11 protein-coding genes are annotated in these 23,233 nt (G+C 34.2%); 2 read left to right on the plus strand and 9 right to left on the minus strand.

The genetic code is table 11. From position 1 onward, the window contains the following. Positions 1 to 14 precede the first annotated feature (14 nt). Positions 15 to 1,979, plus strand: coding sequence for a DUF3857 domain-containing protein (locus tag QGM60_RS02705; RefSeq protein WP_281138690.1), 1,965 nt, complete (start codon positions 15 to 17; stop codon positions 1,977 to 1,979). 13 nt (positions 1,980 to 1,992) lie between these two features. Here QGM60_RS02705 and QGM60_RS02710 read toward each other — a convergent pair whose 3' ends face one another. The 9 genes from QGM60_RS02710 to QGM60_RS02750 form a co-directional block, all read right to left on the minus strand. Further along, positions 1,993 to 2,991: a LacI family DNA-binding transcriptional regulator gene (locus QGM60_RS02710; protein WP_281138691.1), complete on the minus strand. Its 999-nt coding sequence runs from the start codon at positions 2,989 to 2,991 to the stop codon at positions 1,993 to 1,995. Positions 2,992 to 3,064: 73 nt separating this feature from the next. Beyond that, positions 3,065 to 3,967: a T9SS type A sorting domain-containing protein gene (locus tag QGM60_RS02715; RefSeq protein ID WP_281138692.1), complete on the minus strand. Its 903-nt coding sequence runs from the start codon at positions 3,965 to 3,967 to the stop codon at positions 3,065 to 3,067. Positions 3,968 to 3,993: 26 nt separating this feature from the next. Next, positions 3,994 to 4,758 (minus strand): glycoside hydrolase family 16 protein, encoded by a 765-nt coding sequence (locus QGM60_RS02720; protein ID WP_281138693.1) that lies wholly within the window; start codon positions 4,756 to 4,758, stop codon positions 3,994 to 3,996. Then, positions 4,740 to 7,058 carry a beta-glucosidase BglX gene (bglX, locus tag QGM60_RS02725; RefSeq protein WP_281138694.1) on the minus strand — a complete coding sequence of 773 codons (2,319 nt, stop codon included), beginning with the start codon at positions 7,056 to 7,058 and terminating at the stop codon, positions 4,740 to 4,742. Before bglX ends, QGM60_RS02720 begins: the two co-directional genes overlap by 19 nt. A gap of 1 nt (position 7,059) precedes the next feature. Next, on the minus strand, positions 7,060 to 8,700 hold the full coding sequence (locus tag QGM60_RS02730; RefSeq protein ID WP_281138695.1) for a glycoside hydrolase family 16 protein: 1,641 nt from the start codon (positions 8,698 to 8,700) through the stop codon (positions 7,060 to 7,062). A 12-nt stretch (positions 8,701 to 8,712) separates the two neighbouring features. Then, positions 8,713 to 10,806, minus strand: a complete 2,094-nt coding sequence (locus tag QGM60_RS02735; RefSeq protein WP_281138696.1) for a hypothetical protein — start codon at positions 10,804 to 10,806, stop codon at positions 8,713 to 8,715. Between the two features lie 12 nt (positions 10,807 to 10,818). Continuing rightward, complete coding sequence (locus tag QGM60_RS02740) at positions 10,819 to 12,276, minus strand: RagB/SusD family nutrient uptake outer membrane protein (RefSeq protein ID WP_281138697.1); 1,458 nt, start codon at positions 12,274 to 12,276, stop codon at positions 10,819 to 10,821. A 10-nt stretch (positions 12,277 to 12,286) separates the two neighbouring features. Continuing rightward, positions 12,287 to 15,484 (minus strand): TonB-dependent receptor, encoded by a 3,198-nt coding sequence (locus QGM60_RS02745; protein ID WP_281138698.1) that lies wholly within the window; start codon positions 15,482 to 15,484, stop codon positions 12,287 to 12,289. A gap of 235 nt (positions 15,485 to 15,719) precedes the next feature. Further along, positions 15,720 to 18,524 (minus strand): triple tyrosine motif-containing protein, encoded by a 2,805-nt coding sequence (locus tag QGM60_RS02750; RefSeq protein ID WP_281138699.1) that lies wholly within the window; start codon positions 18,522 to 18,524, stop codon positions 15,720 to 15,722. A 262-nt stretch (positions 18,525 to 18,786) separates the two neighbouring features. On the opposite strand from QGM60_RS02750, the gene QGM60_RS02755 reads away from it, so the two are divergent. Next, complete coding sequence (locus QGM60_RS02755) at positions 18,787 to 23,181, plus strand: T9SS type A sorting domain-containing protein (protein ID WP_281138700.1); 4,395 nt, start codon at positions 18,787 to 18,789, stop codon at positions 23,179 to 23,181. Positions 23,182 to 23,233: the final 52 nt, after the last annotated feature.

Raw genomic sequence — 23,233 nt, forward strand, 5'->3', positions numbered from 1 at the left:
TATCTAAACAAAATATGAAATCAATTTATATCGCCTTTGTATTCTTATTCATTAGTACCACAACAGTTTCAGCTCAAGAATTCTATGAAAGTTACGATTGGGAAAATAAGCCAAGTTATGATTCTAGCTCATTATCAGACAAAGACCTTGTCTCTGTCAAGGAGAAAACTGTAACTGAATTCAGCTTTACGGAGAACTCTGACTTTGTGGAATATTACTTAGAACATAAAGTCCTTTTTCTAAACTCTGATGATGCTATTGAAAGTTACAACAAGATTTACTTACCTTATGATTCGGATTCTGAATTAAAAATAAATAAAGCTAGAGTTATAACAGCAAATGGGAAGGTTCTAGATTTAGATGATTCTAAAATATTAACAGCAACTGACGATGAAACTAAAAGAACCTATAAGTATTTTGCTTTTGAAGGTATTGAAAAAGGAAGCTTTATAGAATATATGTATGTTGTTAAGCGTAGTCCTACATATAAAGGAAAACGTATTAGTTTTCAAGATGACTTTATTAAGAAAAATGTTGAATTCGACTTGTTTGCTCCTTCAAATCTAATTTTTAAGTTCAAAAGCTACAATGGTTTAAAGGAAGTTGAAGTAGACACAGTTATACAAGATAAAAATCATTGGTTTTTTAAAATTCCTGAAATCAGTAAAATAGAAGAAGAGCCTCAAGCTTTATTTTCTGCTAACCGTCAATTTATAATCTATGCATTGGATGAGAATACTGCTAGTAATTCAAAGAATATAACATCCTATGGACTAGTAGCACAAAATGTCTATGATTATTACAATTCAGAATTACCTAAAAAAACTCAAAACGCCTTAAAGAAATTTATTAGAGATCTTAAAATTGAGGACACAAATGATATTGACACAAAGATAAAACGAATAGAAAATTACATAAAAACCAATATCTATGCTGTTGAGTACTCAAATGACAAATTATCGGACTTAGATAATGTTCTAGAAGAAAAGGTTGCTAGCAGTACAGGAATAATTAAACTATACATTGCTCTTTTTAATCAGTTAGGTATTAAGCATGATATGGTATTTACCTGTAGTAAAGAGTTTATGCGTTTTGATAAAGAGTTTGAGGCAAATATCTTTTTACAAGACATTTTATTGTATTTCCCTAAAACCAAGAAATATTTAGCTCCTAACGAAGGTGAATCGCGCTATGGTTTTCCTCCAGGTTATTTTACTGATAATTACGGATTGTTTATTAAGCAGGTAACAGTTGGTGATTTTGTTTCAGCAGTAGGAAAAATAAGCAAGATAAAACCAGTTAAAGCTGAAGAAACAATAGATAAACTAGAAATCGATGTTAAATTTGATAGTGAGGATTTATCTACTATAAATGTAGATTTAAAAAAATATATGTCTGGTTATTACGGCATGTACCTACATCCTTTCATGGATATTATAAAACCAGATAAAAAAGAGGAAATTGTAGAAAGTTATGCTAAAAACCTAAATGATAACATTGAAATTTCCAGCACATCAATAGACAATGGTGAACCTGAATTATTTGGCAGTAAACCTCTAATATTCAATATAAAATTTTCATCAGAAGCTTTTATGGAAAAAGCAGGTAATAAATACTTGTTTAAAGTGGGAGACCTTATCGGTCCTCAGATGGAATTATACCAAGAAAATGAGCGAAAACTACCTCTTGAAAACGAATTTCAGCGTAGATATGAGCGTACAATTACCGTTCAGATACCTGATGGTTACAGCGTAGCAAACCTAGAAGATATTAATATAGATAACGAGTATAAGGATAGTGGAAAAACGCTTTTGAGCTTTATTTCAAATTATACTTTAGAAGGAAATATACTAACTATTACCGCAGACGAATTTTATAAATTAAATACCATACCTGTAGAACACTACGAGGAATACAGACGCGTAATTAATAGTGCTGCCGACTTCAATAAGATAATGCTGGTATTAACAAAGGAATAAAGATTATAATATCCTATTTAGTAGACCCACTCAAATTTAGTTCGCTAGGAACAACTATAGTTTGCTGCTTATGGTCTTCTTTATTTAAATTATCTATCAAAAGCTTCATAGACATCTCTCCTATTTTATGAGCCTTTTGATGGATAATGGATATTTTTGGGCTAGATAATAAGTTGGTGTGTTCATAACCAAAACCAATAACAGAAATATCCTCAGGTACTTTTTTACCAAGTTTTTTAGCCATGTTAATAGCTATGATTCCTGTAATATGATCTATTGAAACAATGGCATCTATATTTGAATTTTCTTTTAAATAGTTATAGATAGTTTCATGAACATTAGGGTCGTTAGCCAACTTAAGAATCTGCGGAGTTAAGCCGTTATCTTCAATTACCTTTTCGTAACCTTTTATTCTAAGTTTCCCTACACTAAGCTCTTCTATATTACTCACTAAAAGAATCTGTTTTCTTTTCTCTTCCTTAATAAGATATTCTGTAGCCTCATAAACCGATTTAAAATCATCTACAACAACTTTATCACATTCAATATCACTGACAACCCTATCAAACATTAAAACAGGAATTTTACTATCTAAAACCGTTTGTATGTGCTTTGTATCTTTAACCACCTGACTCTCTCTTGCAACAGCTATGATAAAACCATCGACACTTCCGTTAGACAATAATTCTAAACTTCTTTTTTCTTTATTTAAAGTTTCGTTAGAAAGACAAACGATAATATCGTAATCATTGTTTGTGGCTGCTGTTTCTATACCGTGTAATACTTCTGCAAAAAAAGGATTAGTGACGGTTGGCAGAATGACACCAACTGTTTTTGTTTTATTAGTCTTAAGTTGCTGTGCTATCCTATTAGGTTTATAATTTAGCTTTTCAGCCAATTCTTTTACTCTAATTCTGGTAGTCTCACTAATTTCATGACTGTCATTTAAAGCTTTGGAAACTGTTGACACAGAAATATTTAAAATCGAAGCTAACTCCTTAAGTGTTGTCATTTTTCAATTTATTTTAAAATAAAAAAGAGCGTATAATATACGCCCTTTAATTTTGCTTTAAAAAAAATTCAAACTAGTTTTTTATTAATTTGATTGTTTTAGATTCTTTAGAAGAATTAATTTTAGCCAAATACACTCCATCTACCAAATTACCAGCCTCTATAGCAACATTTTTTGAATTAGGATTTAACTCTAAAACTTGTTTACCTAATATATCAAAGACTTCAATAGATGTTATTGTATCATTAGAATCTATTGTCCAACTACCAGTTGTAGGGTTTGGAAAAACCTTAAAACTTGTAAGACTAACTTCATTAATTGATAAACTGGCAGGTTGAACAATAACACTTCCTAAATTAGCGTATGCTGTATCAAAACTAGCATCTGAATTTATATTTGGTCCAACAACCTGAAAACCATACTGAGCATGAGAATCTCCAGGTACAGTTGTAGCATCAACTGATAAGGTAAAATCACCTGTAGTATCTAAAGAAACTGTTTCTTCTATCAACACTGATGAGTAATCAGCTGAATACACTTTTATAAAAGCTATCTTAACAAAGTCAATACTCAGACTAGAACCATCTAAAGTACTAGAAACCACATTTCCCGTAAAACTAAAATTTGTTCCTACTAATGCGTCGTCTTGGATATAACAATTGGCATCCATAATCTTATTACCTTCTAACTCACCTGTTGTTTGCCAATAAGGATCAGGATCACCTATCCTATTTGGCTTTAGCGTCATCGTGTTAGATCCCGTATTCAATTCTACGATAAGGTCAGGAATTCCCCAACTACTTCCAAATAGATACCCTCCTACTGAACCATTTTTTGGATTATCAAAAACGTTCATGTATCCAAGACCAACACCTGTTGGATCTGGACTAAAAGCTGTTGCATCAAAATTTATTACGGTTTGCGAAAACCCTAATGACAATGATAGCATTACAAACAAAAAAGTAATTTTCTTCATAAGCATGTTGTTTAAAGTGTTAATATTTAGTTTTTTACTACCTTAATATAATCAATTTCAAATTGTTTAGGAAATATATTGTCATCAACTTCTGGTCCTCCAAAATTTCCTCCAATAGCCATATTTACTAATATGTAAAATGGTTGATTAAATGGCCAAGTGTTTTCATCTTTTACTTTAGGATTAAAAACATAAACTTCATTATCATCAATATAAAAGGTAATGCTCTCTTCTGTCCACTTAGCTTTGTATGTATGAAAGCCTTCTTCTATAGTTTCGATAGTTGAAATTTTAGTGTTTTTAGACTGTCCGTAACTATCTTGTGTATGCAAAGTGGTATGGATTTCATGCGGTTTTTTACCTACATATTCCATAATATCTATTTCACCAGACTTTGGCCAACCAACTTCACTTATATTGCTACCTAGCATCCAAAACGCAGGCCATAGACCACTTCCTTCTGGCAACTTCATTTTGGCCTCAATAGTTCCATACTGAAATTCAAATTTATTCTTAGTTGTTATTCTTCCTGAAAAGTATGACGTAGAGTCCTTAGTAGCTGTAATAATTAAGCTTCCATCCTTTACTTGTACATTCTCCTTGGTATAAACTTGTCTTTCATTGTTTCCCCAACCACATAGGTTTGGACAACCATCACCTAGTTCGTAGTTCCAGATAGATGTATTTAAGCTTGTTCCTGAAAAATTTTCAAAAAACAACACCTCTTCTTCCTTTTTACAAGAAAAAAAAGATGTTATAAATAAGATTACAATTATTGACTTATTTCCCATTGTAAATCGAATTTATCTTCTAAAACTGTAATTGAGCTTCCTCCAACGTATACTTTAAATTCACCAGGTTCCATGGTGTAGTTTCCTTCATTATCATAGAAGCCTAATTCCTCTTCTGTGAGTGCGAATTCAATTCTTTTTTCTTCACCAGGTTCTAGCTCTACCAGTTCAAATCCTTTTAATTCTCTTACAGGTCTTGTAACGCTTGCAAACAAATCTTGGATATACAGTTGTGCTACTTCCTTTCCTTTAAGCTTACTATCATTTTTTAGATTAAAAGAAACTGTTACAGTTTTTTCAACATTATTAGCTTGAACACTTAAATCTGAATATTCGAATTTTGAATAACTTAAACCGTGACCAAAAGGATACAATGGAGTATTACTCTGATCAGTATAATGCGACCAAAATACTTCACCTGGAGCTGGCTCATTTGGTCTACCTGTACTTTTGTAGTTATAATAAATTGGCACCTGACCAACATTTCTAGGAAAGCTCATTGGTAATTTTCCGCTTGGGTTATAATCGCCATAAAGTACTTTTGCAATAGCATTACCACTTTGAGTTCCTAACTGCCAAGCTTCGACTATTGCAGGAACATGCTCATCTGCCCAAGGAAGTGCTAATGGTCTTCCGTTATTGAGAACTAAAACTATGTTTTTATTTACTGAGTAGACTTCTTCCAAAAGCTCTTGCTGAACACCAGGTAAATCTATTTCAGTTCTACTTCTGGCTTCACCAGTTTGAAAACCATGTTCTCCTAAAACCATAATTACAACATCTGCTGTTTTAGCTATTGATTTCGCCTCAGCAAAACCGGATTTATCTTTAGTGTTTATGGTTAACTCTTTTGCAAAGACAGTTTCTCCTGTTGAGACATCTGCACCTTTAGCATATACAATCTCGTTACCATTATACTGCTTCAATCCTTCAAGAACAGATACTGCTGTCTCATCTTCGGCTGCAATTCTCCAACTTCCTAAAGGACTCGTTTTATCATTTGCCAAAGCACCAATTACTGCTATTTTCTGATTACCTTTTTTTAAAGGGAGTAGATTGTTTTCGTTTTTCAATAACACAATGGATTTTTGTGCCACATCTAAAACGGCATCATGAAATTCTTGCTTTCCTAATGTTGCTTTTTCTCTATCTAAATCACAATATTTGTAAGGATCATCGAATAAACCAAGTTCAAATTTTACTCTTAAAATTCGTCTTGCGGCATCGGTAATTAATTTTTCATCAACTTTTCCTTCTTTAACCAATCCTGCCAATTCTTCAACATACAAATAAGATTCCATATCCATATCCGAACCAGCATTTGCAGCCATTTCAGCTGCCTGCTTACCATCTTTGGCATGACCGTGAGCAATCATCTCGGTAATTGAACCCCAATCTGACACTACAAAGCCATCAAAATTCCATTTGTCTTTTAAAATATCTCTTTGAAGAAATTTATTTCCGGTAGCAGGAATACCGTTTAACTCATTAAATGAATTCATAAACGTTCTCACACCTATTCTTGTTGATGCCTCAAAAGGTGGAAGAATAGTATTATATAAAGTTGAAGTCCCTACATCTACAGTGTTATAATCTCTACCAGCCTCAGCAAAACCATAACCCGCAAAATGCTTAGCACATGCGGCAATGGTTTTAGGATCTGATAAATCTTCACCTTGAAAACCTTTAATTCTAGCTTCGGCAATTCTTGAACCTAAAAAAGGATCTTCACCTGCACCTTCCATAACTCTTCCCCAACGTGCATCTCTTGATATATCTACCATTGGAGCAAAGGTCCAGTTGATACCTGCAGCAGCAGCCTCTTCGGCCGCCACCTCAGCAGATTTCTTTATAGCTTCTAAGTCCCAACTTGCAGATTCCGCAAGTGGAATTGGACTTAAGGTTTCATAACCATGAATAACATCAAAACCAATAATAAGCGGAATACCAAGTCTAGTTTCTTCAACAGCTATTTTTTGAACAGCCATGACGTCCTCAACACCTCTAACATTTAGCATTGAACCAACATAACCTTTACGTAAATGTTCATACTTTTTAGCACCTGCACCTTCAGAAGGAGCTGGACCAGTTAAATCCCAAAAACCATTATACTGATTCATCTGACCTATTTTTTCTTCTAAGGTCATTTTGCTTAATAGGTCTTCAACTTTACTTTCTATTAAAGCATTTTTATTATCACTATTATTAGAAGATACTGCTAACCGATCATCACTTTTATTACATGAATATAGGCTTACAAGCACTAATAATATTATAATTATTTCCTTTCTGAATTTCATCTTATTGATATACTCTTACGTAGTCAACTTCTAATGTAGACTCTACAAAACTAGGATCTACTGTTCCACCAAAATTACCTCCCATAGCAAAGTTTATGATTAAGAAAAAATCGCTATTAAATGGAAGTGTACCGTCATTATCAAATGTAAAATAAGGTTCATCATCTACTAGAAAGATAATTTCAGTTGGTCTCCACTCTACAGAATACAAATGAAACTCTGAACTTGCTGTTGCATTTGTTGTACTTCCACTAACTGCATTACCTCCTGAGTTTCCTGGGAAGTGCAATGTACCATGAATTGTATTCTGACTATTACCCACATGCTCCATAACATCAATTTCACCACATTCTGGCCAACTTACTTCTGTAAAGTTTGCACCAAGCATCCAAAGTGCTGGCCAAGTACCTCCACCTTCTGGAAGTTTAGCTCTAAATTCTACTCTACCATAAGTAAACTCGTAAAGATCTTGTGATTTAATTCTGGATGATGTATAATCACTACCTGAAAAAGATTCTGCTCTAGCTGTAATTTTTAGCAAACCATCTTCTACAATAATATTATCAGGACTATCTGTGTAATATTGTAATTCTAGATTTCCCCATCCATCAGTACCTGTTCCTAAATCGTATGTCCAGTTTGCAGAATTAGGCGCACCATTTACATCAAACTCGTCTTGCCAAACAAGATTATCATAATCTGTTGTAAAATCATTAGAAGCAGGCTCTTCGGAGGTAAGAATGAACCACCAATCAAATTCATTATTACCATCAGTAGTTTTTAAAAGTAATTCATTAGGAACTGATCTGTCAAAGATTTGATAATTATGATTACCTCCTGTATAATAACTTATAAAAGACAGTCCGTCAAGACTAATTGTTTCTACTCCACCTGGAGCTATTAACACATATGAAGACGTATAATCATTATAAGGTAAATTTTCAACATCGGCACCATTAACATTACCACCTGATCCTATTTCATCTATTAAACCATCTCTTCCGAAAACAGTTCCTGAAGGGTCAACTGTAGGGTCATCATTAGTATTATTGGTAATATGTGTGAAAGTTCCATCAATGTCGAATATAAACCTATCATCGTACATTCCTACTCCTACCTTTTCTTCAGGACCTGCACCATACCACTCAACAGGAATCTGTCCGCCAACTGGACCTAATCCAAAATGTCCGTTAGCCTCTGATTTTAAACGCCAAGTTTTAGAGCTATTTCCTACCAATTTATCTATTAAATCTTGTGGAGGCGAATAGGTTGCCGAAACCTCAATCTGAATAGATGTTGTTGTTGATAATCCGCCTGTACCATACGCAATTGCTGTTACCGTATATGTATTAACACCCAAATTAGTAAACAAAGCTTCCGCCTGACCCGAAGGAGCATTAACTTCTGTAGCTGAATATAAAAACTTATAGCTTAATGCATTATCAGCAGTAGCATATAAATTCACTACACCAGAGCCATCACCATATGGATTGTCTGCATCTTGTCCGACAATTTCAGCCTCTACAGATAAATTGGATGGTGCAATTATATCGCCTATTGTTGCGTCATCCTCTTCACAAGAAAAGAATGCTGTCAAAATTGTGAAGACTATTATATTTAATCTAATATTTAAACTTTTCATTTTTTGCTTTTTTTAAATTTTCACCAATTTATATTGCCAAAATACTCCTGCACCAGACTCTATTGAGACGTTGATTGCTGTATCACTTTCAAAAGAGATTGTATAGGTTATAGAACTTGGTACTGCCACATTTGGCAATTCGCCTTCATTATTAGCTTTTGGTATACCTATATAAGCGCCTGTACCATTTATTGTAACTGTTCCAGCTGATTCATCATAAGAATATGTTGCAGATGCTATTCCATCATATGGAGCGACTGGTGCTGCACAAGCATCAGATCCTCCTTGCCATGCCTCAACCCAAGTATCTGATCCTAATACATTAGAAAAACTACCGTCCGAACCAAATACAAATTGATCATCATACTGACATGCTCTATCACCAATACAAGCAGCATCACAACTCCACCAACTTGTGTCTCCTAAAGCAGGCCCTACTGCTAAAGATCCAGCTTCAGGTGCTAAAACCCATGTTCCTACCAAAGGTGAAGGTGCACCACTTCTTACTAGCTTATATTGCCAAAACACACCTGCTCCAGCTTCAATTACTACACTAATAGTATTACTATCTAAAAACGTAACATCATAAGTAATAGATTCTGGAACAGCAACATTAGGAAGTTCACCTTCGTTATTAGCTTTTGGTATTCCAATATAGGCACCAGATCCAGAAATTGTTACTGTACCATTATCTTGGTTGTGAACAAAGGTCGCTGTTGCATTTCCATCATAAGGTGCTACTGGAGTTCCACAAGCATCAGATCCACCTTGCCAAGTCTCAACCCATGTTTCAGTGCCAAGAACATTTGTAAAAGATCCATCTGAACCAAAAATAAATTCATCATCATATTGGCAAGCTCTATCTGCCACACATGTAGCATCACAACTCCACCAGCTAGTATCTCCCATTGCTGGTCCAACTGCTAAAGCTCCTGCTTCTGGCGCCAACACCCATGTTCCTACTAAAGGCGAAGGAGCGGTTGGTGTTCTCCAGAAATAAATATTATCAATAAAAACTGTTCCTTCTGCCCATGGTGTACCAACGAATTTTAACTGAAAAATTTCAGTAACAGTTAGTCCTTGATCTGTATATTCCGAAATTGGAATATCAATACTTGTCCAATCATTTGGTGTTAATGCTCTACTTGCAGGTGCTTCGGTAACAGTTCCTGAAGCATTATTAATTAAAGATGTCTCAATATCAGTTACATCTTCTGCTGTCCATACATCTAAATGCAGATATTCCATTTGAGAAACATCTACAGTAACACCATCTGCCAATACAATACCTTGATAGCTTAGGTTTATATATTGTAGCATTTCATCTCCATTTAAATCGAACAGAGCCCAACTACTTCCTTGCCCACCTTGTCCCCAATCTGGAAAATAATCAGTACCAGGCACATTATTATAAGCGCTGCTAAAAATTGAAATAACATCACTTTCTGCTCTTGCTGGTGGTGTTGCTGCTGAAGCTATAGGTTGAACAATAGCTGTTACCTCAAAGTCTTCAGAATAGGTTGTGGTTTCTATAGCTGCACCTAATGCTTCTACAGTGATTGTATAAACACCTTCCTCTTGGTAGGTATACGAAATCGTCTCTCCTATGTTAGCCGAAAGAGGTTCTGCACCTGAGACTTCACCAAAATCAACTTCAAAAAAAGTTGCAAAATCAGCATTAGCCGTTACATTTACAGTTTTAGATAACGCCAAATCATTTTCAATCTGTACTACTAAATTTTGTGGAGCTTCAAAAGACACTACCAATTCTTGAGTAATACTTGTTGTTTCATCTGTTAACCCATTTGCTGTTACTGTAAAATCGTACACACCCTCTTCGTAAGTATGTGAAATATTTTCACCTGGACTAATAATATCAGATACTTCGGAACCATCACCAAAATCTATCACATAACCAGTAACTCCTTCACCTGATGGTCTCATAGTAACTAAACCTGTGTTGTCCTGAGTTACCGTTACATCAACTGCTATGTTTTTCGGTGGCTCAATCTGATTTATAATATCAGAGTTATCATCATCTTGTGTACAGCCAAAAATGACCAATAGTACAAGAAGAAATTTTAATTGTTGCTTAATTATTTTCATAGTTTTTATTTTTTAATATCCTTCGTTCTGTTCCCAATTATTACCTGCCAACTCAATTTCTATTCTTGGTATTGGAAAAAGAACATTATAATCAGAAAAGTTTTCAATAGTACTAGTTCTACCTGTTCTTACTTGATCAAAGAAACGATGACCTTCACCAGCTAGTTCTAATCTTCTTTCTGCAAATATGTCTTCTGTTAAATTAGCTCCAGAACTTTGAACCTCATCCAAACCTGCTCTAACTCTAACTCGATTGAGATAAGTTCTTGCCTTTGAATCATTAAGACCACTTCTATTATAAGCTTCTGCTGCCATCAATAAAACATCTGAATATCTAATGGCGCGATAGTTATTACTGTGCGTCAGGTTTACGTCTTGCGAGTTAGCCTCTGCGTATGGAATATATTTTTTGTTGTAATAACCTGTATAATCATTTACGTTACCTAAATTAAACGTCACTCCTGGATTCTCTGCAACAAATTGATCCATATTTAAGATTGTTGCATCACGTCTCTCATCGTTATCTGCAAATGAGTTATATAATTCTCCTGTAGGTGGATTAAAACTAAACCCTGAAGTAAATGGTGAAAAATCACCTCCTGTAAATCTCGGACCCATAAATCCTACAGCAATATTTCCTTCAACACATTGGAAACAATCAAAACTAGCACCTTCACCTCCAAAATATTGAACTTCGAATACAGATTCTATGTTGTTTTCGTTAGAGTTTAAAAAGATAGTTCCAAAATCTTCTACTAGTTGATATTGCTCAGAAACAATAACTTGCTCTAATGTAGTAGCTGCAAGATCAAACTTATCTTGATAGAGGTATATTTTCCCTAATAAAGACAATGCTGCACCTTTAGTAACTCTTCCATTTTGATTTTGCTGCCATGGCAAATCGTCTATAACTGACAACAAATCTGTTTCTAACTGAGCATAAACTTCTGATTTTGGAGTTCTACCGATAGATTGTGATTGTTCTAACGTAATTCTTCCTTCTGTGTAAAGCGGCACATCACCAAAAAACTTAACCAATTCAAAATAGTAGTAGGATCTTAAAAATAGATTTTCGGCAAGCAATTGCTCTTTACCTTCAAAATCTATTTTATTCTGAAATTCAACAATATAGTTTGCTCGGCTTATACCTGCATACATAAACTGAAATAAACTTCGTAATGCTCCATTATCAGCATTGTGAGTCATATCATCAATTTGCTGCCAATCTAGCACATCAGTAGCATCACCACCACCACACTTACTGTTATCTGAGGCAATTTCGCCTAAAATATTATTCAAATAGGTTGTTGACAATAAATCGTAAACACCTACTAACGCGTCTTCGTAATCCGTACTAGAGTTGAAGAAAGTTTCACTATTCTCCTGTCCTTCTGGCAATATATCTACATAATCATTACATGCAAAGCAGGTAATAATCAATACTAAAGCTGTTATTTTTTTAATAGTCATTTGTCTTGATTTAGAATGAAACATTAATACCTGTTGTGAAAGTTCTTGTTTGAGGATATTGTCCAAGATCTACACCAGCACCTAGAGGACTTGCGTTAGAAACATCTGGATTATATCCACTATATTTTGTAAATGTGTATAAATTATTTACCGCTACATAAATTCTAAACTTATCTATGTTTAGAGTTTCTAATAAAGATTGTGGAAGCGAATAACCTAATTGAACATTTTGAATTCTTAAATATGAACCATCTTCAACAAAGAATGAAGAGAACAAATAATTGTTTGAGGCTGCATTAGATGCTCTAGGAACAGAATTAGATGTGCCTGGTCCTGTCCAGCGATCTAAGTATAAACTCGGTTTATTGCTATAAGTTAAGAATCTTTCATAACTTCTTGCAATATCATTGCCTATTGAAGCATATAAAGATGTTCCAAAATCGAATTGTTTATAATGAACATTTAAATTGAGACCCATTGTGCAATCTGGTATTGGGTTACCAATCATTGTTTGATCATCACTACTTCCATACTCAACTACACCATCACCATCTATATCGGCATATCTAATATCTCCTGGGCTTGCACCAACCTGATACGGTGTATCGTCTCCATCAATTATTCCATCACCGTTAGTATCTGTATTTAGTGCATCTATTTCAGCTTGTGTTTGGAAAATTCCTTCCATTTTTAAACCATAAAAAGCACCTATAGGAAGCCCTGATTCAAATCGAGATGTTGCTTGATTTAAACCAAAAAGTCCACCGGAAATGAATCCTGCTTCATTATTAACCTGAAGTGCTTTGTTCTTTATTGTTGTAAGTGTATACCCTGCACTAAAACCAAAATCATCATTAAAATCATGAGAATAATTGATGCTTAGATCAATTCCTTTATTTTCAATTGTTCCCGCATTGACAAAAGGCGCAGAACTACCTCCTGCCGCTGCACCTAAAAGAGCTGACACTTCAGGTACCAATAGTAAATCTTCCGTCTTTTTCCTATAATAATCTATTGACATATTTAATTTACTATCAAAAAAGTCTATGTCTACACCTATATTAGTTTGTTTATTTCTTTCCCATTTTAAATCTGGGTTTGCCAACGAGCCCACAGCATTTCCAAAAGACAGTAAGTCATTGAAAGGATATGTTGCCTCACCTGTAGTTCCCTGTAAAAGACCAAGCCATCTATAACTTGCATATTTATCGCTTCCAGTAACTCCCCAACTACTTCTAACTTTAAGTCTATTTATAAAATCTACATTAAAAAACTCTTCTTTAGAAACTACCCAACCAGCAGAAAACGAAGGAAAACTTGCTATTCTATAATTTGGACCAAATCTCGTTGATGCGTCACGTCTTAATAAAGCTGAGAATAGATATTTACCTTGATAATCATATTGAATACGTCCAAAGTAGGAATACCATCTATCTTCATTTCTACCATCCGAAGAAGTCACTAAACTAGATGTAATTTCATCATCAACGACTTGAACAATAGAGTTTGAATTACCTAAATATGCATTATCCCAAGTATCTGGTCCACTGTTCAATGGCCCAGAACCAAAAAAACCTTTATATTTCTCACTTCTGATAGATGCACCAATAAGAGCCGTTAGATTATGTTTGTCATTAAATGTTTTATTGTATTCAATAAAACTTTCCCAAGTATAATCAAAAGTATGCTGAGTATTTTCTGAAACCGTACCATATAAATCTCTTTCCCCATCATCGTTTCTATCTACATCAAAAGCTTCACCCGATGAATCTAATGTTACATTATTCACTACTTTACCTAATCCGTAATATTGTAATGGAGAATATGATCTTCCCCCATAATCAGAGTAATTAAAGTTAAACCTTGATGTTGCTTTAAGATTTTCTAATATATTATATTCAAGCTCTATCTTACCAGTAAAACGATCTGCTCTCCCTTCATTGAAGGTGTTATTAATCAGTGCTAAAGGATTTATGATTTCATTTCCTTGCTCTGTTCCAATGTATGCAAAACCATTAGATATATTGGCAGGCGTTGTATTATCATAAACTGGAGTTAGAGGTGATGCGTTTAACGCATAATATAAAGCTGAACCTCTACCACCTTCTGGAATTGACTTACTTCTAATGTTTGTGTACAAAAGAAAAGTATTCAACTTTAATCTTTTGGTAATATCGACACCTAAATTATTCTTTACGGTCCATCTCTGAAAATTGGATTTATCGCTCGCTATAACACCATCTTGACCAAAGAAACTAGCACTAAAACCATAAGTTACTGTTTCAGATCCTCCATCTACACTTAAGTTGTGATTATACATAGGAGCTTGACTAAATAATTCGTCTTGCCAATCTGTATTCATATTCAAACTCTGTAAGTTTGGATACGGAACCCCGTTACCATCTGCAGCTTCTGACTCATTTACATAAACCGCATATTCATAATTATCCATTACGTCAATAGTATTATCGGCTTCTTGAACTGAATAATAGGAATTGTAAGAGAATCTAGTTTTTCTATTTTTTCTACCAGATTTTGTTGTAATAAGAATAACACCATTAGCACCTTGCACACCGTAAATAGCAGAACTAGCATCTTTAATAATATCCATTTTTTGGATGTCATTAGGATCAATAATACTCAAATCCGTACCAATATTAACACCATCTACAATTACCAAAGGAGAGTTATCACCATTTGTAGTAATACCTCTAATTCTAATATTTAGTGATGCACCTGGCGAACCAGAATTAGCATTTACCTGAACACCTGCAGCACTACCCTTTAAGGCTTCTTCAATTCTTGCTGGATTGTTTTCTACAATTTTTTCTGAATCTAGACTAGAGTAAGCTCCGGTCACCAATTCTTTTCTTTGCGTACCATACCCAATAACAACAACTTCACTTAAGGCTTCGTTGTCATCTTCTAATTGGATACTTAATGGTTGATCATTTGTAATTGTAATTTCCTGTGTTTTAAAACCCAAATAGGAAACTACTAATACGGAATTTAAAGGAACATCATTAAAGGTAAAGTTACCATCAAAATCTGTGGATGTTCCCCTAGATGTGTTTTTAAGAACAAGATTTACACCTGGTAAAGGTTGTCCTGTTGACGCTTCGGTTATTGTACCTGTTACGGTTACATTCTGTGCATAAATAGACACAGAAAAAGCGAATACAAATAAAAATAATAAATGTTTATACATAGTTTGTTGCTTAGATACTGCAAATTATAAATCAACATTGATAAATCCTTAAAATGTAGCTATACAAAAAATATACATCGCAAAATTTTAGTTGTTTTTTTATTAAAACAATAAACCAACGTTAAAAAACTCTTAAATAGCCTAGTGTTAAGAAAATGTTACTACAACGTTGTAAATTTCAAAATATAGTTAATGTTGTGGTATTGTATAGGTGTTTTTAAGACTTGTATAGGACTTACAACTTTAAGATGTAGTTGGTTAAGTTTGTGTCATGATGTAAATTCATCTTTTTTCTTAATCGATAGCGTTTTACCTCAACACTTCTTGGTGAAATGTTAAGCAAAGGAGCAATCTCCTTGGAAGATAAATTAAGGCGAAGATATGTACAAAGCCTAAGATCATTTGAAGTTAACTCTGGATGCTTCTGCTTTAGATTTTTCAAGAAGTCTTTATCGGCATTATTAAACGCTTCTTCAAACAGTTTCCAATCGTCAGTAGTATTTAAATTTTTATTGATAAGCTTAATTACAGATTTTAAATCTTCTAGTTTCTTAGCTTTACTAAGCTCTTTCTTTATTTCATTAAGAAGTTCATTCTTATTTATTAGGTTCATGGTTGACATTCCTAACTCTCTATTCTTGTTATCTATGTCTTGCTGAAGATTTTTATTATTGAATTGCATCAATTGTTTTTGATTTTCCAATTCTTTGATCTCTAGTTCTCGCTCTTTTTTCTTGAGTAATTTTAGATGTTGCTTTTCATAATACTTTTGGTTGAACCAATGCACTAAAGCCAATAACATTAATAAAATTAAAACGTAAATGAATATTGCTAAAGGTTTCAAAAACCATGGCTTACTAATTTCAAAAGAATAACTAACGGTATTCTCAGAGATTTTATCTCCTATTTTAGCCTTTGCTTCAAACGTATAATTACCGTAAGGCAAATTTTCATACAACATAGAAGACTCATCCATCCAAGAGCTCCAATTATCATTAAAGCCAACTAACCTATATTTATATTTTGTATTGGAAAATTTATCAAAATTGGTAACACTATAACTAAAGGATATGTTATTACTTTTATTAGGTAAAGGATTTAGTGTTTCAATACTTAATGCTTCTGCAGGTTGGTTTAAAGCATAATTCTGAATCTCGTTAAGATGAATTTCAACCTCATAATTATTATTTTGAATTTTATCAAAATCTATTTCTATATAGCCATTTGTAGCTCCTAAAAGATATTTATTTTTATCTGTAGCCAATAAATTTTCATATCCTGCCTTAGTTTTTCTTAATTTGCCAGGTAATGCTATACTAGCTACTTTGTAATTTGAAGAGAGTGCTTCTGGTTCGGCATAGTTCAAATTGTTTTCAGAAAACAACCATAATTTATTAGAATTATCATCATTAATCAATCTTCCAGATGTATATTGATCTGAATTAATCAGTTTACTTAACGAAGTGTCTTTTACAAATTTTCTACTATCAGAATTATATGCATAGACTCCTTCTTTATAGCTATAAAAAATATCACCATTATAACTAACCAAACTAGATTTCTCACCCTTTTCTATTGATTCCTGTTCATATGATTTTACAGAAGTAAAGCCTTCACCTATATTCAACCTGAAAACTCCTTTATATTCATGACTCACCAAGATTTCATTATTATTTATGATCTCAAAATATCTCGAAGAAATATCAAAGCCTTCTAATTTATTCCTGAATTGCCATTGATTACCTTCTTTTTCAAAGATGTTTAAACCATTATAATTTCCTTGAATGAATAAATTAGGATTAGATGCAATACGTTGTAGTTGCCAAGCTCCTTGAACATCAGAAATAAGATTTGCCTTAATATCATCAATTACAAATGTGCCTTTGTCATGACCACAAAAAAGGGTGTCATCTAACTTTTGTAAACACCAGACCTGCCCTTCTGTTCCTTCTATAAAATTAAATTTACCAACAGCACCTAATTCTTTATAAAACAAACCTTGATTACTTCCTAGGTATAACTTATTATTTGAAATAATGGAAGTATAAACCGTACCTAAAATACCCGAATCATCATTAAAAACTCTAAAAGGTGAATTAAGATTAATAACATTTATTCCGTTGTCTAATCCCAACCAAATGTTCCCTCTAGCATCTTCAAACATGGAAAGAACAGTATTGTTACTTAATCCATTAGATTGATCTATTCGTGATTTTATAATACCTTCTTCATCTAACAATATAACTCCGTGAGAAACTGTACCAAGGAGATAATCACCATTTCTTAACTTTAAGCTGCTATATATACTGTTATGAAAAAGGATATCATTAAGTTCTTGATTCCATACGGTTAAACTACCATCAGCATATGAATAAAACCCATTCTCCTTTGTTTGAATAAGTAATCCACTATCATGCTTAAAAATATTAGTAACGACTTTATCTTTGATTAAACCTGAGCCTATGATAAGCTTTTCCTTTCCGTTTTCTATGACATAAATACCTTCATTAAACTTTTGAAAATATATAAGATCATCAAGTTTATAAACCTTAATTAAGGTGGTTTGAGATTCAATTAAAGAATATGAATTGTCTTGAGTATTTAATATGTATATTCTATTCAAAGACTGAAAAAGAATATAACCGTCTAAGGACACAATATTCCAAAATTGTTCATCTTCTATCAAGTCTATATTCAATTTAGAAACAAGAGATGTATAGTTTAACTTTCCGTATTCATCTCTTTTCCAGAAGCCAAAATCCATATAAAATCCTGTATAGATTTTTTCATTAATAACCTTTACAGACCTTAAAATGGATTCATTAGGCGTTGGATATAGCGTCCATCGTTCACCATTATATTCCAGCAAGCCCTTATTGTTAGCAAAATACATCTCACTCGTTGAAGCTTGAGAAATCGCCCAATTCTGGTCCTCAGCTCCATAATCTTGAGGTGTAAACACATCTATAGGAGGTAGTTCTTGAGAAAAACCAAAACTCGTTAGTATAAAAAAGCATGAAAGAATAAACTGTTTAAACATATTCTTTTGTTTATATATTATAAATATTGAATTCAAAAAAACGAAACCAATAAACTTAGAAAAGATTTATTTGCTATGGTACTAATATAATTAAAATAGAAGGTATTAGAGTATATCCTGTTTTCTTCTATATGTTATACTAAAAATGATAGCTTAACAATTTGTAAACCTAGTCTTTTTATAATTAACCATGATTTAATTTGTAGTTGTTCAAGGGGTAATGTTCAGATAATAATTTCACGCTTCAACCAAAAATGGAATTATGTATAAAAAAATTACCTCTTTAATTGCCCTATTACTAACAAATTTATTAGCGTTTTCACAGGCTAATCTTGAAATCACAGAAATATGGCCAGGAAACGACCCTGGTACCAATTTAACTTCGGATTGGTTTGAAATTACTAATACAGGAACTACTGCATGGATTTCTGGTACTGACGGAGATTTATATTATGATGATGACTCACAAGATCCGTCAGCTGCTGATATTATAAATGGCATAGTAGACATCCAACCTAATGAGCGAGTTATCATTATAGTTGGCGATTTGACAGATGTTGATCAATTTAATACGATTTGGTCACCTGCTTATGATCTTACCAACATCGAAATTGGCTTTACAGATGGTTCTGGTCTAGGTCAAGGAGGTGATGGTGTTACACTTTGGATTGGAGATCCTAATACAACAGGAACACTTTCTGACTTTGAAACCTACCCTGACGCTAGTGCTACAGGAGGACAATCTTATGATGTAGAGTTAGCTGCTTTTAGCACCGTAGGAAATACAAACAATGCAGGAGCTACTTTTGCTCTAAATGATGAAAATCAACCTGCTATTGCTTCACCAGGAAACCAAGGACCTTTAGCACCTGTTGCTGATTTACACATTACTGAAATGTGGCCAGGTAATGATCCTGGAGATAACCTATCATCAGATTGGTTTGAAATTGTAAATAACGGTTCTGCTGCCTGGGTTTCTGGAGTTGATGAAGCTTTATATTACGATGACGATTCGCAGGACCCTACTGCTGCTGACATCATAAATGGAATCACAGATATTCAACCAGGCGAAAGAGTTATTATTATAATTGGTGAAGCTACTGATATAACAGAGTTCAACACACTTTGGTCTGCTGACTACAACTTGTCTGGTATTGAAATTGGCTACACCGATGGTTCTGGCCTTGGCGGTGGCGGAGATGCTGTTACACTTTGGATTGGTGATCCTAATACAACTGGAGTACTTTCTGATTTTGAAAGTTATCCTGATACAGCTCTAAACGGTGGTCAATCTTATGATGTAGAGTTAGCTGCTTTTAGTACAGTTTTAAACGCAAGTAACGCTGCTGCTACTTCAACATTAAATGATCAAAATCAACCTGCGATTGCCTCACCAGGTAATCAAGGCCCTTTAGTACTCCCTATAGATATTCAAGTTACTGAAATTTGGTCAGGACAAGCCGGAACAGATTTAACTGGTGATTGGTTTGAAATCTACAATGCAGGAACTCAAGCTTGGGTAGCTAGTACTTCACCTGAACTTTGGTATGATGATGAATCTGCTAGTCCTTCCGATGCTACCTTAATTGAAGGCATTACTGAATTACAACCAGGCGAAAGTGCTATTGTGATGATCGGAGATAGTTCTGATGCTACAGAATTTTATACGGTTTGGTCACCAGATTATAATTTAAGTAATATTGAAATAGGCTACACAGATGGTGCTGGTCTTGGCGGTGGCGGCGATACTGTAACGCTTTGGTTAGGTAATCCTCAAGCTTCAGGATTATTATTGGATTCTGGATCTTATCCTGACACTGCAAGTGATGATGGTAAGTCTTATGATATTGTAAATGCTGCTTTTAGTGTCACTGGCTCAGGTTCAGTTGCTCCTGGGACAAATATTGCTACTGCAACTACAATTTTAGGCGGTGATTTATCAGATACACCAGCTGTAGGCTCTCCTGGAAACCAAGGACCAACAGTAAGTACACCTGGAGCTCCAGATATTATTGTAGACATCACTAGCTTATCTACCTACCTTTCTCTTTCAGAGCAAGGCCCAAGTTCAGTAAGTGGTGTTGTAAATGATCCTACAGATCCTGCGAGCATTACAGGAATTCCATTCACTATTTCTGATGCTGAAACTGCTTTATCTAATTTAGTTGTAACTGTTTCTAGTAGTGACGAAACTGTAGTTCCAAATTCAAATTTAGTGCTTACAGGTACTGGTGGAGATCGCTTACTAACGATTACTCCTATTGCTCTTGGTTTTTCAACAATAACAATTACAGTTGAAGATGCTGATACAAATACAGATACTTACACTATCAATTATGCTGCTTCAGAAGCTTCTGTAAATCCTTCTACTAGTCGCTTTCACACAGGTGCTTCGGATGGTTCTACAGCTATTCCTGTAGATTCAGATTATATGTGGGTTGGTGATGATGAAGATCAAACCTTAAGACTTTATGATAGAAACAATTCTGGATTGCCTTTAACTGAAATAAACTTTAATGGAGATTTAGGCTCTACTGAAGAAATAGATATAGAGGGTTCAATCAGAACAGGAAACACCCTTTTCTGGATTGGATCTACCGCTACTGCTGACAGATCTGTTATGTTTTCAACTACAATTTCAGGTTCTTCTGATGCCTCTACACTAACTTATGGAGATAAATACACAGGACTTAGAGATGATCTTTTAAATGGTGGTTTTGGCTTACCTTCAAATATTGAAATCGAAGCTTTAGCTTTTGCACCAAATAGCACAACAGCTTACCTTGGATTTAGAGTACCAGATATTGGTGACGATGCTGTAATAATTCCTGTTACAAACTTCACTTCTCTTCCAGGTTCTACCACAGGAAGTGCTTCTTTTGACGCACCAATATATTTAGATTTAGACGGTAGAACACTTAGAAGTATGGAGTGTAACAGTAACGGCTGTATATTACTTGCTGGACCAAATGGAACAGCTACCGATTTTGCGCTATACACATGGTCAGGCAACTCAACTGATAACCCAGAATTGCGTTCTGTAGATTTATGGGCATTAAATACTGATGGTGCTTTTGAAGGCATTGTAGAAATACCTTCTACAGCATTCATGGGAAGTGCTGGTGACGCACTTCAGATTCAACTAATGTCAGATTTAGGAGCAACAATTATCTATAACGATGGTAATGAAAATAAAGACCAACGTAGAGAATGGAAGAAATTTAGAACTGATATTGTAACGCTTGGAAGTGTAGTTGTACCAACAACTTCAGACCCACTAATCAATGAATTTGTAGCAGACCATACAGGAACTGACACAGATACTTTTATTGAAATACTAGGTGATGCTAATACTGATTATTCAAACTTTACACTTTTAGAAATTGAAGGTGATAGTGGTTCTACTACAGGCTTTATCGATGCTGCAATTAACTTAGGAACAACAGATAGTAATGGCTATTGGCTAGATTATGAAGATATGGAGAATGGTACAATTACGCTTTTATTAGTTGAAGGCTTTACAGGTGCTGTAGGTGATGATATAGATACTAATGACGATGGTATTATAGATAACGCACCTTGGACAAGAATTGTAGATGACGTTGCCACTTCAGATGGTGGAGCTTCGGATTTTGTGTATTCTTTAGTTGATTTAGCACCTAACTACGATGGAGATGCTAATCAACCTGGTGGAGCTTCTAGAATTCCTAACGGTACAGATACAGACACTACTTCTGATTGGGTAAGAAACGATTATGATGGAGCTGGATTACCTGCACTAAACCCTGGAACACCTGAAGTTGGAGAAGCATTAAACACACCTGGAGCGGCAAACGAAATTGTTCTACCTCCAATGGCTAATCTTCAAATTACAGAAATTTGGGCTGGTAACGAGCCAGGATCTAATTTAACAGCTGATTGGTTTGAAATTACTAATACAGGAACCATAGCTTGGACACCTGCTTCTGGTGAACTTTATTACGATGATGAATCTCAGGATCCTGCCTCTGCGGCCATTATAAGTGGAATAACATCTGTACAACCTGGAGAAGTGGTAGTTGTTGTTGACGATGTTGATTCATCTGAATTCTTATCGGTTTGGGCACCTTCTTATAATTTATCTGGTATACAAATAGGAACTTATGCTGGTGCTGGATTAGGGCAAGGTGGAGATGGTGTTACGCTTTGGATTGGAGACCCAATTACAACAGGAGTTCTAGCTGATTTCGAAACATATCCTGATGCTAATGCAAATGGAGGTCAATCTTATGATGTAGATTTAATGGCTTTTAGTGTTGTTGGTAACGCTAATAATGCAGGAGAAACATCAGCTTTAAATGATGCTATGCAGCCTGCTATTGGCTCACCAGGAAATCAAGGACCAACTTTAGGTATCAATGATCATGATCTTTCTAGTCTAAATACTAAGCTATATCCATTACCTTTTAATAATGAAATTAATATTTCTACAGATTTAAATCAATCTATGGATATCACTATTAAAATCATTAATATTTTAGGTTCTGAAGTTTATTCAGATGTAAGATTGTTGACCAATGGTACAACATCAATAAATGATTTATCTCAACTATCATCTGGTGTTTATATTCTTAGAATTCCAGAGTTGAATATGACAACAAGAATTCTCAAAAAATAGAAACTCAAATAGAGAAAACAAAAAGCCTTTCAATATTGAAAGGCTTTTTTAT

This window comes from Winogradskyella sp. SYSU M77433, from assembly GCF_029911945.1.
In the GTDB taxonomy this organism is placed as follows: Bacteria; Bacteroidota; Bacteroidia; order Flavobacteriales; family Flavobacteriaceae; genus Winogradskyella.

Bases quoted from the DNA above. Each gene is read 5' to 3' on its own strand.
- QGM60_RS02705 (WP_281138690.1), top strand. From the start codon at position 15: ATGAAATCAATTTATATCGCCTTTGTATTCTTATTCATTAGTACCACA.
- QGM60_RS02710 (WP_281138691.1), bottom strand. From the start codon at position 2,991: ATGACAACACTTAAGGAGTTAGCTTCGATTTTAAATATTTCTGTGTCA.
- QGM60_RS02715 (WP_281138692.1), bottom strand. From the start codon at position 3,967: ATGAAGAAAATTACTTTTTTGTTTGTAATGCTATCATTGTCATTAGGG.
- QGM60_RS02720 (WP_281138693.1), bottom strand. From the start codon at position 4,758: ATGGGAAATAAGTCAATAATTGTAATCTTATTTATAACATCTTTTTTT.
- bglX (WP_281138694.1), bottom strand. From the start codon at position 7,058: ATGAAATTCAGAAAGGAAATAATTATAATATTATTAGTGCTTGTAAGC.
- QGM60_RS02730 (WP_281138695.1), bottom strand. From the start codon at position 8,700: ATGAAAAGTTTAAATATTAGATTAAATATAATAGTCTTCACAATTTTG.
- QGM60_RS02735 (WP_281138696.1), bottom strand. From the start codon at position 10,806: ATGAAAATAATTAAGCAACAATTAAAATTTCTTCTTGTACTATTGGTC.
- QGM60_RS02740 (WP_281138697.1), bottom strand. From the start codon at position 12,276: ATGACTATTAAAAAAATAACAGCTTTAGTATTGATTATTACCTGCTTT.
- QGM60_RS02745 (WP_281138698.1), bottom strand. From the start codon at position 15,484: ATGTATAAACATTTATTATTTTTATTTGTATTCGCTTTTTCTGTGTCT.
- QGM60_RS02750 (WP_281138699.1), bottom strand. From the start codon at position 18,524: ATGTTTAAACAGTTTATTCTTTCATGCTTTTTTATACTAACGAGTTTT.
- QGM60_RS02755 (WP_281138700.1), top strand. From the start codon at position 18,787: ATGTATAAAAAAATTACCTCTTTAATTGCCCTATTACTAACAAATTTA.